The organism is Maribacter spongiae (assembly GCF_047345125.1).
GTDB lineage: Bacteria > Bacteroidota > Bacteroidia > Flavobacteriales > Flavobacteriaceae > Maribacter.
Genome location: NZ_JBLFEQ010000001.1, coordinates 545,093 through 562,544, shown reverse-complemented (window position 1 = coordinate 562,544; position 17,452 = coordinate 545,093). Strand labels below are relative to the sequence as shown.

General features: G+C 40.2%; 10 protein-coding genes. 3 read left to right on the top strand and 7 right to left on the bottom strand.

Annotated elements, in window-relative coordinates; genetic code table 11:
- Positions 1 to 6: 6 nt before the first annotated feature.
- Positions 7 to 2,727: a glycoside hydrolase family 2 TIM barrel-domain containing protein gene (locus ACKWB9_RS02465; RefSeq protein ID WP_414001394.1), complete on the bottom strand. Its 2,721-nt coding sequence runs from the start codon at positions 2,725 to 2,727 to the stop codon at positions 7 to 9.
- A gap of 237 nt (positions 2,728 to 2,964) precedes the next feature.
- On the opposite strand from ACKWB9_RS02465, the gene ACKWB9_RS02460 reads away from it, so the two are divergent.
- Complete coding sequence (locus ACKWB9_RS02460) at positions 2,965 to 4,830, top strand: MGH1-like glycoside hydrolase domain-containing protein (RefSeq protein ID WP_414001393.1); 1,866 nt, start codon at positions 2,965 to 2,967, stop codon at positions 4,828 to 4,830.
- A 97-nt stretch (positions 4,831 to 4,927) separates the two neighbouring features.
- On the opposite strand, the gene ACKWB9_RS02455 is transcribed toward ACKWB9_RS02460, so the two are convergent.
- The 6 genes from ACKWB9_RS02455 to ACKWB9_RS02430 form a co-directional block, all read right to left on the bottom strand.
- On the bottom strand, positions 4,928 to 6,982 hold the full coding sequence (locus ACKWB9_RS02455) for a hypothetical protein (RefSeq protein WP_414001392.1): 2,055 nt from the start codon (positions 6,980 to 6,982) through the stop codon (positions 4,928 to 4,930).
- Positions 6,983 to 7,032: 50 nt separating this feature from the next.
- Positions 7,033 to 8,127, bottom strand: a complete 1,095-nt coding sequence (locus ACKWB9_RS02450; protein WP_414001391.1) for an aldose epimerase family protein — start codon at positions 8,125 to 8,127, stop codon at positions 7,033 to 7,035.
- A gap of 162 nt (positions 8,128 to 8,289) precedes the next feature.
- The gene (locus tag ACKWB9_RS02445) at positions 8,290 to 9,495 is read right to left on the bottom strand and encodes an enolase C-terminal domain-like protein (RefSeq protein WP_414001390.1); all 1,206 of its coding nucleotides are present in this window, start codon (positions 9,493 to 9,495) and stop codon (positions 8,290 to 8,292) included.
- Between the two features lie 67 nt (positions 9,496 to 9,562).
- Positions 9,563 to 11,401 carry a glycoside hydrolase family 2 protein gene (locus ACKWB9_RS02440; RefSeq protein WP_414001389.1) on the bottom strand — a complete coding sequence of 613 codons (1,839 nt, stop codon included), beginning with the start codon at positions 11,399 to 11,401 and terminating at the stop codon, positions 9,563 to 9,565.
- Between the two features lie 173 nt (positions 11,402 to 11,574).
- Positions 11,575 to 12,288 carry an NUDIX hydrolase gene (locus ACKWB9_RS02435; protein ID WP_414001388.1) on the bottom strand — a complete coding sequence of 238 codons (714 nt, stop codon included), beginning with the start codon at positions 12,286 to 12,288 and terminating at the stop codon, positions 11,575 to 11,577.
- Positions 12,289 to 12,596: 308 nt separating this feature from the next.
- Positions 12,597 to 13,529, bottom strand: a complete 933-nt coding sequence (locus ACKWB9_RS02430; protein ID WP_414001387.1) for a helix-turn-helix domain-containing protein — start codon at positions 13,527 to 13,529, stop codon at positions 12,597 to 12,599.
- A gap of 236 nt (positions 13,530 to 13,765) precedes the next feature.
- Here ACKWB9_RS02430 and ACKWB9_RS02425 point away from each other — a divergent pair, with 236 nt between their 5' ends.
- Both ACKWB9_RS02425 and fucP read left to right on the top strand, forming a co-directional pair.
- Positions 13,766 to 16,009, top strand: coding sequence for a DUF2961 domain-containing protein (locus ACKWB9_RS02425; RefSeq protein ID WP_414001386.1), 2,244 nt, complete (start codon positions 13,766 to 13,768; stop codon positions 16,007 to 16,009).
- Positions 16,010 to 16,079: 70 nt separating this feature from the next.
- Positions 16,080 to 17,432, top strand: a complete 1,353-nt coding sequence (gene fucP, locus ACKWB9_RS02420) for an L-fucose:H+ symporter permease (protein ID WP_414001385.1) — start codon at positions 16,080 to 16,082, stop codon at positions 17,430 to 17,432.
- Positions 17,433 to 17,452: the final 20 nt, after the last annotated feature.

Genomic DNA, 17,452 nt, shown 5'->3' with positions numbered 1-17,452 from the left:
TTAGTATTATTTTCTATTTTTTTTCGTTCCTTCAAATTCCTTTTGTTGGCGTTCTACTTCTTTGAGTTTAAAACGTTGCAATTCCCTTTCCAGTGTTTCCAACTTTTTTTGGAGTTGTTCTGTCCGTAAATTTCTTTTTGGATCTTTTTTGGTAACACCAATAGGTACATTTTGAGATTTTTGCGGTTGCTCGGTATGTAACATTTTCAGTGGTGCCGCAATACTTTCAAATGTAAGTTCACCGCCCACTACCCGATTGATGCCATCATTAACCAATGATGCCTTAATCGTTATTTTACCAGGGTTTGTGGTTGAACCAATAAGTACAGGTGCCGTACCCCATTCTATTTTTCGCGGGTTGGCATTAATGGTACCGTCATCGATTATATTCCCCTCTCCTTCTATTTCAAATTTCACCTGGGAATTGTTCAGTCGCTTCACATTACCCGAAGCATCCGTAATACTTGCCACTACGGTAACTACGTCCGAACCATTGGCCAAAAAGGGAACACCGTGATCCATTAATTCCAGCTTTATCTTTTCTGGACGCAAGGCTGCCATACGCCTATAGGTAGCGACCACTTTGCCATCTATCAGTCCTTCGGCAACAATACTGGCCTCTTCCTTTTTTTTGTCCCTATGGAGGTTCTTTACATCTATAAAATCATATACGTCTTTAAAAACAACGATCGGATGGGGCATCTTAGCCTTATTTCCCGGATTGGCCTTTTGCACCAATGTGTCCTTTCCATAAAGTATTAAGCGTACCTCCTCGCAATTGGTATATACTGCAATATCCGATGATGAAAAAGGGGTCATTTCATTGGCAATAAACACCATAGGTTCACTTTCCGATGGATCAAGCTGGCTCTTAAATAAATAGTACGAGTATTTAGGCTGCCTAAAAACATCGGTAATACCACCATAAAACGGATCGGGATGATATCCCCTTTGATGGTCAAAAGAATGCCATAATGCACCTCCAACATGTTGTCTGGGCGTACTATGAAGTGTTTCCCATGAGGTATATACATAATCTGGATGGGCATAGTGCTTGGCCTGCAATAATTGTGGCCGTTCGCCCCATTCCCTGGACACCCTACTTGGAGAATTATGGGAATTCCAATCATCTACACAATCTCCCCATTCCCTTGTAAAAACACTTCTCTCCTCCGAGTTATAATCGATAAACAGTTTATCCCTATTTTCTGGAGTATCCTGTCTAACGTGTTGATAGTGTTCATTGATGAAAGGGTGGGAATACACCACATCAAAATGCTCCTGTCCCCTTGCACCTATATCACAAACCGTATATGCTCCTTGAAAAGGGTATTCTTCGTGAACAATGTCATGGGTGTTTTTTGCAAAATGAGGGGGATACCAGGTTTCATTTAGAATGGGTTCCCACATAAGCACGCTGGCGTGATTGCGGTCGCGCCGAACCATATTTCTTATATCTTGATATACCCGTTGCTCAAAAACCGGGGCTTCGTTCCAAAATTGCCAACCGGGCGTGGCCTCTATAAAAAATAATCCCAATGCATCACAAGCATCCATAAACGCCGGGTCTGCCGGATAATGTGCCGCCCGAATAACGTCCGAACCCGCCTGTTTTAATATGAGGGCATCCCGCCATTGCCCCGTATTGGGCAGTGCATTGCCAATGTAAGCGTGATCTTGATGCCTATTTGCCCCTATCAATTTACCGGGATAAGGTTCTCCGTTTAGGAAAAGACCTTCTTTGCCTTTAAATTCTATTTTGCGAATTCCTACCCGTTGTTTTAATCCATCCACTACTTTTTTACCATCCAAAACCCTGATTTCCAAATCATATAAATACGGATTGAAAGGAGACCATAGTTCTGGTCTATCCACGGCCAATCTCCCTTTTATAACAGAAGAGTTTGATGGTCCTATGGTCGTAACCTTACTTTCATATTTTGCAACAACGTTCGCATCCTTGTCCTTTAACAGGTATTGTACTTTTCCTTTTATTATTCTTTTCCCCGTATTGGAAACATGGGCGGCGATTCCAAGAACGGAACGTTCTTTGGCAAATTTCTCCACATGGACAAGAATACCGCCGCCCGCAACTTCATCAACTGTATTGGCATTGGTTATAAAAACAGGATTTGTAGCAATAAGCCAAACATCACGATAAATACCTCCAAAATATGTAAAATCAAGCGTGCGTTGGGGCTTGCCCGGTGGATAGGAAGCATCATCACTATTATCGGCCCAAACGGCCAATATATTTTCTTCTCCTTTTTTTATCTTTTCGGTAATGTCAATGGAAAATGGTAAAAACCCACCAAAATGACTTCCAACAAGTTCTCCATTGAGCCATATGTTACATTTGCCCATCACTGCTTCAAAATGCAATGATAGCTTCTTGCCTTCCAAGCTTTCGGGTATGGTAAAATGCTTGCGATACCATGCTTCTCCCTGATAATTTTCACCTCCGCTCGATTCGGTCGAATTTAATTCAAGGCCATGGGGAACACTGACCACCTCCCATGAAGAATCATCAAACGAAACGGACTCGGCACCTTTCATGGCACCTTTGTAATACCTCCATCCTACATTAAAGTCAAAAACTGCCCTACCCGTATTTTCCAAGGGATAAAAACCTGCTGTTGAAAATTTAGGGGGTTGTTCCTGTCCATGAACAAAAAATAATTGGAACAATATTCCAATTACCAAAAATAATACTTGCGGAAATCTCATCTGTTGTTCTTAAAAGAGTTAAAAGATATTTATGTGATATAACATTTTTTTCATTGCATATCTAAATATCAACTAATTTGGATAAAGATAACAAACAAACGTTATTTTTACATTTATAAAGATGAATTGTTGTTTATCCTCAATTTTATTTTTTCGCACCTAATGTTATGTTATTCCTATAACATTGTCATTTGACACTGTTCGAACGTTAAAACCAAAAATTACAACAGAATTTCTATGAAAAATTATTCATGCGGGTTATTGCAAAAGTCACTTCTTTCATTTGCCCTACTTTACATTTTGGGAACTGTATACTCTTGTTCTGTAGCAATACCGGATTACGATAGCGAACTGGTCCGTTTACGGAAAGTAGCAAAAAAGACCTTATCCGAAGATGTAAAGGAATTTAATGATTATAAGGAACGGCCAAAATCGGATGGAGCATACAACAGTAGCAACAATAGTGCCTTCCTACAGGAGAACATCCCCATGTTCTTAAGTTCCAATGAAGATTTCACGGAAGTATACAATTATAGATGGTGGATGATATCTAAACACCTTAGACCATGGAAAGACCCATCTACCAATAAGGACATATGGGTAATAACGGAATTTTTTGGATGGCCCGGCCATGCTAGTATAAGTGGGGCAATACCATGTCCTGCAGGGCATCAGTTCTATGATGTACGTTGGCTTAAAGACCCTACATACCTACGCTCTTATGCAGAATTTTATCTTAGCGGTTATGCTTCCAAAAACAATCAGCGAGAAAATCCAGCCTTTCATAGCCATATCAGCAGACCGGAAAGTCACCATTTCTCAAGCTGGATGGTAGATGCTACCGAAGCTTTTTTAAAAGTGCATCCCAACAAAACTTGGCGCAATAAAATGTTGCCCTATATGGAGGCACATCAAAAAGTTTGGGACAGTAAATTTATGGTCAATGAATATGGGAGCAAAACCGATGGTCTATATAAAGTCCTTGACTTATATGATGGAATGGAGTTTACCATTTCTGCGACCATGCCCCTAATTGCCAGTGACGGACCTTATGCCTTTTACACGGAAGAGAAATGGCGTGATTACTATCTTGGCTGGGGAACCATAAACGATTTAAGGTCATCAAAGTTAGTTGCAAATCAAGATGCTTTTGCAAATGCTTACCCTTTATTGTACTTGGTTCGCCCTTCCATTAATAGTTATTATTATGGTAATTTAAAATCCCTCGGCAACCTGTATGCGTTAAAAGCTGGGGAAACGGATAATCAAGACGCTAAAAACAAAAGTGAAATGTACCATCAAAAAGCCCATTCCCTGCAAGCAAGGACATTGAATACCTTATGGAACGAAGAAGATCAGTTTTTTTATTCTTATACGGCGGCAGATAATAACTACGGTGTAAAGGATCAGGAATCCCGTGTGCGCGAATCGGTGGGCTACACGCCTTGGTATTTTAATATGATCCCCAAATCCTCCAAAAAATATGATGCCGCCTGGAAAATGTTCTATTCCAAAAAAGGCTTTTACAATAAGAAGGGAATGACCACGGCAGAGCAACAAAGTCCTTACTATGATGAACAAGCCTATGCCTGGAACGGACGCGGTTGGCCCTTTCAAAACTCAATTGTAAACAAAGCCTATGCCAACTATTTGAAGAATTACAAGGACGACGACGTTACCAAAGCGGACAAGGAACTGCTCTATGACTATGTTCAAAAGTTGGTGGACATGCACGGGGAAAAACGCAATATTGGAGAGTGGTATATCCCCAGTAATGGAGAACAATTTGGTGGGGTCCAAGATTATTTTCATTCCACTTTTCCAGATATGCTTATTGAAGATCTTTTAGGGTTTACCTCATCCCATAAAGATAGTTTTTCCATTCAACCTTTACTCCCGGAGGACAAATGGGATTATTTTTATTTGGGTAATATACGTTATCACAATTGCGATATTGATATCATATGGAAAAAAGATTGGGATCCCAAGACCAAAGGTGAGCAAAGTAAACTTTGCATTTGGGTGAACGGGAAGCTTATGGCCAGCAACGACTCTTTAAACGAACGGGTCATTGTTGGTCTTCCTGAAACGAAAAACAGATAGAAGTTCTTTTATTTTTTAAGAAAAAATCAAGATTGTATTTAAAAAACAACCCCTTCAAGTTGAAGGGGCCAATTCTCTGATTGCAGCCAAGTTCGGTTTAGAACTGTACGCCCATTTCCTCAAACTGTGCGGCCGCATGTAAAAAATGGGTGGTAATCCAAAAGACCGCCCAACTCTCCGAATAACCGCCCCTAAGTTTAAATACATCGGTCATGTTTCCATGTTGTGCAAAATTGGTATGCTGTAATTGCTCCCCTTGCGAACCATAGGGATCTATCATTTGTCCACAGCTACGGTACATGACCACGGCCAGTTTTTTAAGCACTTCATTGTTGGTATATTCTCCCAATTTATAAATGGCCGGGGTCTCCAAAACACCGTACACATCAAGGTGCTGGTTTTGCGGGGACACCCCCGTCCATCCTCGGGTCTTAAAATAATGGTCTCCCATTCTACCGGGTGGAAGCGGAATATCCCAGACCACGGTATAGCTAAGCACCACGTCGCCGGCATGCTGCGCATATTCCAGGTATTTTTTATCGTTCGTGAACTCATATGCAGTCAAAAAACCTTGGAAAGCACCCCATGCCCCTTCTTTATCTTCGCAAGTAGCATCCAATGTACCTCCCCAATAGGGTTCTTCCATACTCAAATGTCTTTGCGCATAATAATCGGAAGCTTTCAATGCCGCTTTGGAGAAATTGTCATCATCAAATAATCCGGCTGCCAAAAATAAGGGAGCTATATAAAATGCCTCGGCCGTATTCACGGGATTCCATGAACTGCTCAAGATCCGTTTTGCGTGAATTTTACTAGCTTTTTTTAAAAATGCTTCCCATTTTTCGGTTTTTAAATCAGGGTTTTCCCTAGCGGTCTTAATTGCCATGGCAATACTGTTCATCGCCTGCCCTTCCGATACCGGATCTGGACTATGCCAGCGATCTTCTTCTACTTCATAACGTACCGGAAACCCCTTCTTGGTTATTGGACTTGTGCAGATATGATCCATTGCCCGTTGCACCATGTCCAAAATCTTTTTCTCCTCACCCAGTTTTTTTGCCAAGGGCTGGAGCCCATAGATCAAAGCTTCGGATTGCCCGGCCCAGCCCAACACAATTCGTTGCTTTTCAAATTCGGGATACATGTTAAACCCGGCATAGTTCTTTCCTTCTATCCAACGGGATTTGGCAAAACGGTATTTATCCTCAATAATTTCCCTGTAAGTGGGTAAATCTTCGGTATAGAAAGGTCTAAATATATCCATTGAGGTGTACATAGGACGTTGAAAACCCGCGCCTTTTTTTTCTACGGTATAGGGTTCCATATAAAATGTCTTCTCTAAAATGGTCCCGGGATATATTTTAGTGTAGGTATCCTTATAGGGCAGGGCTTTCTGTTGGAGCGCTTTTGCAACACTTTTTTGACCATTATAAGTAACGGGGCCGCTCATAAGAAGCAGTTCCGTATCTCCATCATTGGCATGTACCCCTAGAGACCACCATTGATCTTTGATATTACCATTATTCACCTGACTGGGCAAAGTGTGCAATGCGGCACCAAGGTACTTACCCTCCTTATTCTTATATTCCAAAGAGGCAAAAGGCATGGTATATCGATGTTCTTCAAAAATGGCCATCTCCCCGGAGGCCCCATGAAAGACAGGAACTTTTTCTTTTCCGTTTTTTTCACCTGATGGGTTTCCATAATATAGGATATTGGGCAAAAATGCCTTGGCATCGGTTGCATTTACTTTCCATCGTACCGATAGGGTCGCTTTTTCCAACGGCTTTTCGCCTTTCCATTCAAACCGACGAATACATTTCACCCTATTTTCCTCTACCTTATAGGCATCTTGAACCTCCATATTACCTTCCGGCAACTCTATAGTCCCCTGCACTATTTTCCACGGTCCGGATTCTTTATATGAGGTTGCCGATGCATGATGCCAATTGGTTGGCCAATCTTCTTTCCAATCTGTGGCAATGGACCAAAGACCATCCAAAGGCGGTATTATCATTGCTTCTTCATTGGTAATTTCCGGAACATAGATATGGCCCTTCTTTTTAATTTCTATTTCTTGGGCAAAAGCGATTGAAGCGTTCAGAGACACCAAAAGAAGTCCCAGAAATAATTTATCCTGTATTCTGATCATAATATTATACTCTTTATTTTTTATGTTTATTTACATTGTCATTGCTCCCATCAATGGGTCACGGAAAATTTATAGATACATATAGAATAGTATTCCTGCCCAGGGTCTAGACGCGTAGAAGGAAAATGAGATTGGTTGGGACTATCCGGAAAATGTTGGGTCTCTAAACAAAAGGCCGTTCTGTGCCTATATATTTTTTCCCCTTTACCGACTATGGAACCATCCAAAAAATTACCTCCATAGAACTGAAGCCCCGGTTCATTGGTATATACCTCCATAGTTCTGCCGGAAATTGGTTCAACTACTTTGGCCGCATAATTTAATCCGTTCATGTTTTGATTCAACACAAAATTATGGTCATATCCCAATCCGTACTTTAATTGTTCAAAATCAGTATCTACCCGCTTGCCGATGGCCATTGGTTTTCTAAAATCCATAGGCGTATTTTCCACGGTGGCCAATTTCCCTGTTGGAATAAGGCCTTTATCTACAGGGGTATAATAGGGTGCATTTATTTGCAATAAATGGTCATTGATGGTCCCGTTACCAGCTCCTCTCAAATTAAAGAAGGAATGATGCGTGAGGTTCACGACCGTAGGTTTGTCCGTTGTTGCCCAATACTCGATCTTTAACTCACTTTCGTCCGTAAGCCGATATTTTACGTTTATGGTCAAATTCCCAGGATACCCTTCTTCCATATGCTTGGAAACATATCGTAATTCCAACGTTTGCCCGTCTATTTGTTCAGCGTCCCAAACTACGGCATCATATCCTTTGTCCCCGCCATGTAAATGATTGTCCCCATTATTGGTAACCAGAGTATACTCTTTTCCATCCAAAGAGAATTTCCCTTTACCGATTCGGTTGCCATACCTACCTATCAACGCTCCAAAATACTTTTCTTTTGCGGTCAAAAAACCATCAATATCAGAATATCCCAATACAACATCTTCATAATTCCCTGTTCTATCGGGTAACCATAGCGACACTACTTTACCCCCGTAATTTGTGATTTCCGCAATAGTACCTGCCTTGTTTTTAAGCATATAAAGGCTTATCTGTTTACCATCCACTTTTTGATCAAAATCCTTCTTCTTCAATAGTTTGATATTACTATTCTGTGCCATGGTAACATTAATAACCATTATTAAAACCGTTAAATTCCAAAAAAAAATCCTCATAATTACTTAATCGTTCAAAATAAACGTAATATATACATTTACCAGTTAAGGAAAAAATCATCATTCATAAAGTTGCTTTTATTCCTACCTTCCTATTAAGATACTATAGCGATTATCTTTTTTAGGCTATTTTAGGAGCTTCATTCCAAATCCTGGTTTGTCAGAAACTTCAATTTTTCCATTTCTAATGGGATAGTCCCCATAATCAATATCATCGGACAAACAGGTGACTCCTTCTATGGTAGGTATATTTCCACATCCTGCGGCCAAATGCGTTGCATAATGTGTTTTTAATCGGTCTCCCCATGTATGCGGACTTGCCGTAGCACCTGCTTTCTTTAGTTTTGGCATTATTTTCTTCCAATTGGTAATGCCAATGGCATGGATATCGTTCAAATAGGTATTAAGAATTCCGGTCCGGGCCATTTTTAAGGCGATATCATTAGGGTCGTCCGGGCCGATCCATTCCCCATCCGCATAGCGCGTATGGGCAAACCCGTTCCCATCCATCCATGTCCTGAGTTTTTTTCCTGTTTCCATGGCTTCGGGAAAGGGTTCTTCCACCCAATAAATGGGAATATCCTGAACGCCTTTTAAAAAGGTTATGGTATCATCCAAGGAATAGGAATTATTGGCATCTACCAATATATCCACTCCCTTGTCCTTGTATTCTTCATAAATCATCTTTACCACCTTGACATCCATTTTCATACCTTCTTTTGCAGGATACCAATTTTTCCCTCTTCCTATCTTTATCTTAAATTGCCGATAACCGTAGTTGTAATCCCAGGCACAGTTATCCATGATCGTATCCAGGCCACCTTTGAATTCTTTATAGGGAATTTCATCAAGATAGATCATTCCACTATATACAGGGTTCTGTTTTTTTCCCTTGGCCCCGAGAATCTCATAGACGGGCTTGTTCATAATGACACCCAATAGATCGAACAAGGGTAAATCAAAATAAAAAGGATTAAGTCCGTTGGCCAAACCTTTGTCCGGTGTTACCAATTCAGCTACGGATCTACCCTCTAATACCGAAAGTTCCTTCGCCGCTCCCGGGTGACTAATACCCCATCCCATGGCCCCCTGATCTGTATGGATTTTTAATATCGACGCTTTATTATACTGCCCGTGAACATCCCTGGCCCCATTTTTACCAACAAATCTCGGCCATTGGTAATCCAGGGTCACCAATTCCGTCTTTCCGATCTTGTGTTTGGCCAATTCCGAAAATTCTTCTGAATGGTTGTTGGCAGCAAATATCTTATCGGACAATAACAATCCCCCCACTCCAAGGACGCTTCTTTTAATGAATTCCCTTTTTTCCATATCAACTTTATAAATCAAGTATTAAAACCTGCATTGGTCAAATTTCAGGGCGGTTATTCCCTTTGTGTTAATCCAATGGGGATATCGCATAGAGCTCATTATTAATTTTGCTCATTTCCGTTACATCCAGCTTGATCACTTCCCTATCATATGTCATTATTCCATTAACCTCACCTTCAACATCTGTCGTCTGTGTATATATTGCAGCGGCAAGACCATCTTTGATCAACTCGGGCATTTTTTCCAAAAGCTTCTTATAGGACTTTAAAAGCTCTTCTTTACCTGTTAGGTTCCTATAGCCCCAATTTTTGTCTTTTTGCCATAGATGATTTTCAATAGGCAATCCCAAGCCTCCAAATTCGCCCAAAAGCAATACCCTTCCGTTCAGAATATCCGGAGCATGCAAATTTCTGCGTGGCATTGATGGCCCTGGATATTGATGTTCGTCTACCGTATGTCCTGCAGCAAAGAAATTACCGCCACTTGGACCATTGACCAATCTTGAGGTATCATAATCCATCGTCCAGTTAATGACCTCAACCGTATTGAACTGCCCCCAAGCCTCATTAAAAGGCACCCACATAACAATACTCGGTTTATTATGATTGGCATCCATAATGGCTTTCCATTCTTTGTAATATTGATGGGCGGACTGAGCGGTCCGTTGCATTTCCCTGCCGTCATACCCCGATGGCCCTCTCCAATCCGCACTCTCATCCCCGTTGGGCATATCCTGCCACACCAACATTCCCATTTTATCACAATGATAGTACCACCTGGCAGGTTCTACTTTCACATGTTTTCTAATGGTATTGAATCCCAATTTTTTAGTTGCTTCAATATCGTATTTAAGCGCTTCATCCGTGGGAGCGGTATAGAGTCCGTCTGGCCACCAACCTTGATCCAAGGTTCCGTATTGGAATAGTATTTCATTGTTCAGGGTAAATCTATGATTTCCTTTTTCATCTTTTTTAACGGAAATTTTGCGCATTCCAAAATAACTCTTGACTCGATCTATTCTTTTTCCATTTTTTAATAGCGTTACTTCCAGGTCATATAAAAAAGGATCGTTCGGCGACCATAATTTGGCATCCGCCAATGGCACTTCCACTTCTTTTCCAATATTTCCTTTGGCAGTGGCTACTTTATTTCCTGTATCAGAAACCTTGAACGCTACGGAGTAATCCGCATCCAGGATTTTACTTCCCGTTACCTTCACTACCAATTTACCGTTATCGATATCCGGTGTTATTTTTATGGATTTAATGGATTGTTCCGGAACGGGTTCCATCCAAACCGTTTGCCAAATTCCCGTAACCGGCGTATACCATATTGTACGGGGTTTTGTCACTTGTTTGCCACGTGGTTGGGTTCCCCCACTTGATGGATCCCACACCTTGACCTCCAATTTTTGCAAGCCGGACCTATTCAATGCATCCGTTATATCAAAGGAGAAAGGGTCATAGCCCCCTTGGTGCATCCCAACTTTTTTACCGTTCACATAGACCGTAGCCTCCCAATCCACGGCACCAAAATGCAGAAGTATATTTTTATTTTTCCAAGATGAAGGAACCCGGAAATTTCTTTGGTACCAAACAACCTCTTTCTCATTGATTTTTTTCTGAACCCCGGACAAAAACGATTCTATGGCATAGGGAACCGTAATCTTACCATCATAAGTTTGCGGAACATCTTCGTTTTGCCCTTTTATGGCATAGTCCCATTCTCCATTAAGGTTTTCCCAATTGGATCGCACCATTTGTGGACGGGGATATTCCTGAAGAGGACGCTCCTTATCCACTTTATGGGACCATTTTGTAGTTAGCGTTTGCGCATTAATATTTTTTTGAGCAAACAATGTTATTAATACTACACAAATAAGCAGTGATATTTTGGTTTTTTTCATTTTAAAAAAAATTCTGTTTTTTAATTGAATGGGTTGTTAATAAAATGCGGCCGATCAAGAAGCGAACGAAATTAAACGTAATGTATACATTTAAGCTTATTTGCACAAATTTATGATGAACGGTATGCCTAGAGCCAAACTCGATAAAAGCTAGAGCTGGTTTCCCATTATTTTCAAAATTGAATGACTTCCTTTATTTTTTCAAAATCCCCATTGTTCATGGAGGACTTGTCCAGGCTTTTTTTCTTGAATTTATATAGAAAAGCTCCTTTTCGTGAAGAAGATTTATCTTTCTTGTCCATTTTACGCAAAATATCCAATGAAAGTATTTTTTTTCTAAAATTCCTTGGGTCGAATTTTGTGCTATAAATGCTCTCGTACAATGTTTGAAGTTGTGGCAAGGTGAAAAATTCCGGCAATAATTCAAAACCTAATGGTCTATTCCTTGCCTTTAACCTTAATGCACGAATTGCATCTTGAACCATCTGTTGATGATCTAGGATAAGTTCCGGTATTTCCTCAAAATCGAACCATTTGGCATCATGGCTCTCGATAGATTTTAAATTAAATTCATCAATACGCATTAAACTATAATAAGCCACGGATATTACCCGTTCCAGAGGGTCCCTGCCTGTTTCACCATAGGTCTTTAATTGATGTAGATATACATTTCTCAATCCCGATAGTTTATAAAGAATCTCATTGGCACTTTCATCTAATGAAACGTTATTTTTTATTAATTCCCCTATAAGGGACCAAGACCCTTTTAAGGGTTCTATTTTTCTTTTGAACAATAACAATTTTAATTTTTCGGAATCAAACCCAAAAATTATACAGTCAACGGCGACCCTAACGTTTTGTTGCGGATTATATTTACTTAAAGCCAAAGCAGGGGATAAATGTATAGGTCCAGTGTTTTTCAATGATTGTTCTAAATTAACAATTTATTCTTTCATCCCATTATTAATAGGCATATTCTGCCCATAACTTCTTTTTTATTGATCACTGCGAGCTAAAAATGTAATATTGCCTTAAAATTAGTGATTTTGATGGGACAAGGAGGTAATTTATCATTCTTATCATAAAGCTATGAACCATCGGGTTCCTTCATAATGAATCTTTACTTCATATATGGTTTGTTTTCACCCCGGATCCACTAACATTAAACCAACAACAAAGTACTTAAACGAACCACCTAAAAATACCCATTACTCTTTCTAAAGGCAGCGGGAGAGGTTTTCTTTTCCATTCTGAATACTTTGGTCAAATGATAACGGTCCGAAAAACCGCATTTATCGGCAATCAAATCAATACTGTTATCCGTATAAAGTAAAAGGTTACACGCTTTCTCGATCCGTATTTTTCTCAAATATCGACTAGGGCTCACACCTGTATCCCTTTTAAAAAGTCTTGAAAAAGATCCGGTGGATAAATGCATATTCTTTGCCAAAGTCTTATCCGTCATTTTAGTATTGATATTCTTCTCCATAAAATCTATGGTAGAAGCTATTTTATAATTGATATTATCGGAAGTCTTTAAATAAGGCATAACACTTCCTAAAGAAGAAAGTATAAGATTATACACATCCAGACTTTCTTTAGAAGAAAAGGATTTCGATCCTTTGACCAATAGCTCCAGGACCCTATGGAGGTTGTTGGTCCTCTCCTCCGTTTTTTCTACAGGATAGACACCTGGATGTACATTATCATAATCGGCACCCAACGTAAAATGGATAAAAAAATGGAGGAGGTTTCCATTTTGGAGATTGTATTTTTCTTCTTGCTCAGAATTAATTCTCCCACATTTATAAAAATAATCCGATTCTTCCGTAGGTTTTTGATGATTGATTCCCGTAGAGTATGGCGTATGGGGAGAAATCAAATAAAAGTGGTCAGGCTTAAGGTCAATTTTTTCATTGTACAATATATACCCCCCTTCATTTTTATTCCAGTACAATCTCCAATAGGGAAAAGACATACGTTGACCCTTCCAAATTTCAAACCACCAGTACCTGCAACAAAGCAATTTAAGTTTTAAATGCTTAAATTCCTGAGCATCTTTAGAGGGATCTCCACTATCCGCTAATTTATCCGTAATCAACATCGCATAAAAATAGAAAATATACACAAAATTAGAAAATTGAACATTTTATGACAGCACTATAAAATATAGATTTGATGGGTTTTAAGATATTGGAACTTTTCAACCGTTGGGTAATTAAAAGCTTACGACAACAACTTAACTAACATAAATTCTGAATATCAAAAAATATTTGTCGTGGAATTTGGCAAGAGCGGTTTCAAACAGAGCAAGATGTAATTGATAATGGAATATAAAACCATCAATTATATCGATCAATAAAAATGGACATAAAAAATATTTTATTTATTATATGGGCATTGTTACCCTTAGCCATAATGGCGCAGGGAAAAGTCGATATACCGACCGTGCCCATAGCTGATGATGCCTATTTGCAATGGGAGCGTCTCCCATACCATAAAATAGGAGTCCGGGGCTATATGCGGAGCACCTATGACCGCAGAGGCAATAATTACTTTTCGGATGCCGGTCATTTCCTCTATCAGGAGTCCGATGCATTTAATGTTACCTTGGATGTAAAGAACCCGGGAATCTTATATTTCAAAAGAACCAATTTCTTTCATGGGAGTCCATGGCATTATGAAACCGATGGCGAAGATTTTATAGTAAAGGAAACCGCAACTGATGACCCCGTTGATATTTATAGCAAGTATACCCATACGGAATTCATTCCCCAAAATTTGTTCCCCGAACCACTTACATGGACCTGGGCAACAACCAAGGGAGCTGATTTAATGTGGGTGCCCATTCCTTTTGAAAAATCGTTCAGAATAGCCTATTCACGCACTTATTATGGAACGGGATATTATATTTACCATACCTATCCGTTAGGTGCAGATCATTTATCCAAACCATTAAAACGATGGGATAAGACTCCTCCAAATCCCAAAGTGGTCAATTTTATCAAAAAGGCGGGAACTGATATTTCTCCTTTGGGGAATCATGTAAAAACCATAAAAAAAGAAAACGTTCTTGCAGCATATCAAAAAATTGAATTGGCCCACATACAAGGGTCATCAAATATTCGTTTATTGCAGTTCAAAATACCTATTGACGAGGCCCTTGAGTTTGGCAAGAACAGGCTCATTGTTACTTGGGATCAAAGGTGGCATGCATCTATTGATGTGCCTTTAGATCTGTTTTTTGGTGCAGGGCATTTATACAACCCGGAAAACAAGGAATATTTGGTAAAGGGACTTCCCATGAACATACGTTACGACAAGAACTATGCATATTTATCATGCTATTGGCCCATGCCTTTTGAAAAAACGGCAAAAATTGAATTGGAAGAACGCAATGGACATAACTTTTCTAATTTTGAATTCACCTTAAAAACGGAACCGTTCCATGGTTTTTTTGGTCATGTAGGTTATTTTCATGCAACTTATAGTGATCACCCAGCTCCGGAAATAGGAGAAGACATTACTTTTTTAGATTCCGATCAAGCGGAAGGTGGAGGCCCATGGAGCGGAAATTTTGTAGGGATGAGCTGGACGTTTACCGATACGGGAAACCTCAGTGCTTTAGAAGGAGACCCCCGTTTTTTCTTTGACGATAGCAGAACCCCGCAAGCATGGGGAACCGGTTCCGAAGAATGGGGCGGCGGTGGCAACTATTGGGGCGGTGAGAACATGACCATCCCCCTTGCCGGACACCCCGTAGGAAAAGCGGCCAAAGCGGCCAAGGATTCTTTGGACCTGATCAATTCCGCTTACCGATTTCTGATCGCCGATTATTTTCCTTTTGGAAAACGGGCAGTAATTCGGCTGGAACACGGAGGGGTCAACACGGCAGAGGAACACTATTCCGGTGTTGTGTATTGGTATGGGGCACCCAATGCCACTTTACAATTAACGGATACGTTCAACGTATGCAATTCAAACGACATAAAAGAGCATAAATACCGATCACCTTCGGCCAATACCCCTTATTTATTGACATCCCGTTATGAATGGGGACCACATACCGATATGCCCGACAGGCATTCGCCCCATGGTCAAGAACACTATAAGGAGTCAAGAATGTTTTTCCCTACGGAAAGTGATTCAGTACGAATCATGAAAGGCAATAGCCAATTTGAAGTAAATTTAGACCCCGATAATCTAGGAGTATTATTGCGCAGAAAATTTGACTACCAGTACCCTAATCAGGAAGCAAAAGTATGGGTGAAAAATGCCGATGATTCTATTTCGGATTGGAACTATACTGGAATATGGTACACATCGGGCAGTAGCACCGCCTACGCATCCTGGCCCAAAGGCAAATTTTATAGTCAGGCAGAGTTGGCCCCACCCAAACCCGAAATCATTGACAGTGATAGGAGATGGCGTGAAGAGGAATTTTTGATCGCTCGAAAGTTTACAGAGGGAATTTCCAAATTGGCGATTAAGATCGAATGGGTGCCCAACACAAAAAAACTCTTAAAAGATCGCCCTTTTCCCATTGAATCAGCCTGGAGTGAAGCCCGTTATTGGATTTATTGTTACAAGCTTCCGTCTACCAAATAAAAAATTAAGTATATTTTGAACAAATTTCAGTCAAACCAAAAATAATTTAAAACCAAAAAATATGAGCAAAATGGGCATACAAAAGGATAAGCCAAAATTAGTGGAACCCAGATTATTGTTACCTTTTATAGCGGTAACCTCGCTATTCTTTTTATGGGGATTTCCCAATGACCTGACCAATCCCATGGTAGAGGTATTCAAAAATGTTTTGAATATTTCCAATGTAAAGGCTTCCTATGTTCAATTGGCTTTTTACGGAGGTTATGGCACCATGGCCATACCAGCGGCCCTGTTCATTAGAAAATACAGCTATAAGTCCGGTATTATATTGGGGCTTTTCCTTTTTATGGCGGGAGCTCTAATGATGTACCCTTCCGCAACTCTTATAAATTACAACCTTTTCTTGGTTTCCCTTTATGTTTTGACCTTTGGGCTTGCTTTTTTGGAGACTACGGCCAACCCTATGATTTTGGAATTGGGTGATTCAAGAACAGCGACCCAGCGTTTGAACCTCTCTCAGGCGTTCAATCCCATGGGCGCACTTTCGGGTCAACTCGTAGCACGACTTTATGTGGTAGACCGCTTGGAAACCAAAATCGGAGCGGACAGCACATCGTCACAAATACTTTCCGAAGCTCAAAAACAACAGGTCATAGAACATGATTTCAGTATTATAAGCACCCCCTATATTGTTTTGGGTTTTGTGGTATTGGCCATTATGGTCTTGTTCCTATTCATGAAAATAGATAATAAAAAACAAGTTGTAGAAAAACTCAGCCTAAAAGCGACCTTCAATAAACTCTTTTCCAACAAAGCGTATTATGAAGGGGTATTGGCCCAATTCTTTTATGTGGCAGCCCAAATTATGGTATGGACCTTTATCTATCAATACGTAACGAATCTGAACGCCTTAAGAAGCGAAGACGAGCAGTTGAATGCGGTCGTTTATGTAGCGGCATCTACGATTCTGTTCTTAACGGCCAGATGGATCTGTACTTTCTTGATACGTTATATAGAATCGGCCAAATTGATGTTGATTTTTGCCGTATTGGGCGTAGCATTCTGCGCAGGGGCCATATTGATCAATGGCATGGTCGGATTATATTGCTTGGTAGGGGTGTCCTTTGCCATGTCACTCATGTTCCCCACCATTTACGGTATCGCATTAAAGGGAATGGGCGATGAGGCTAAATTGGGTTCTGCCGGATTGATCTTGGCTATCGTGGGCGGTGCATTGCTACCGCCACTACAAGGTAGTATTATAGATATGGGAGGAAACGGACTTAACGATATCAAACTTTTCGGGTTCATTCCAGAGGTGAATTTCTCGTTCATTCTGCCCATGATATGCTTGGTCCTTGTAGGGGTATATAGTTATAGATCAATGAAAAGAAATGGGGCCTTGAACAGTGCGACCATTTAACAATAAGAAAGAACAGATTA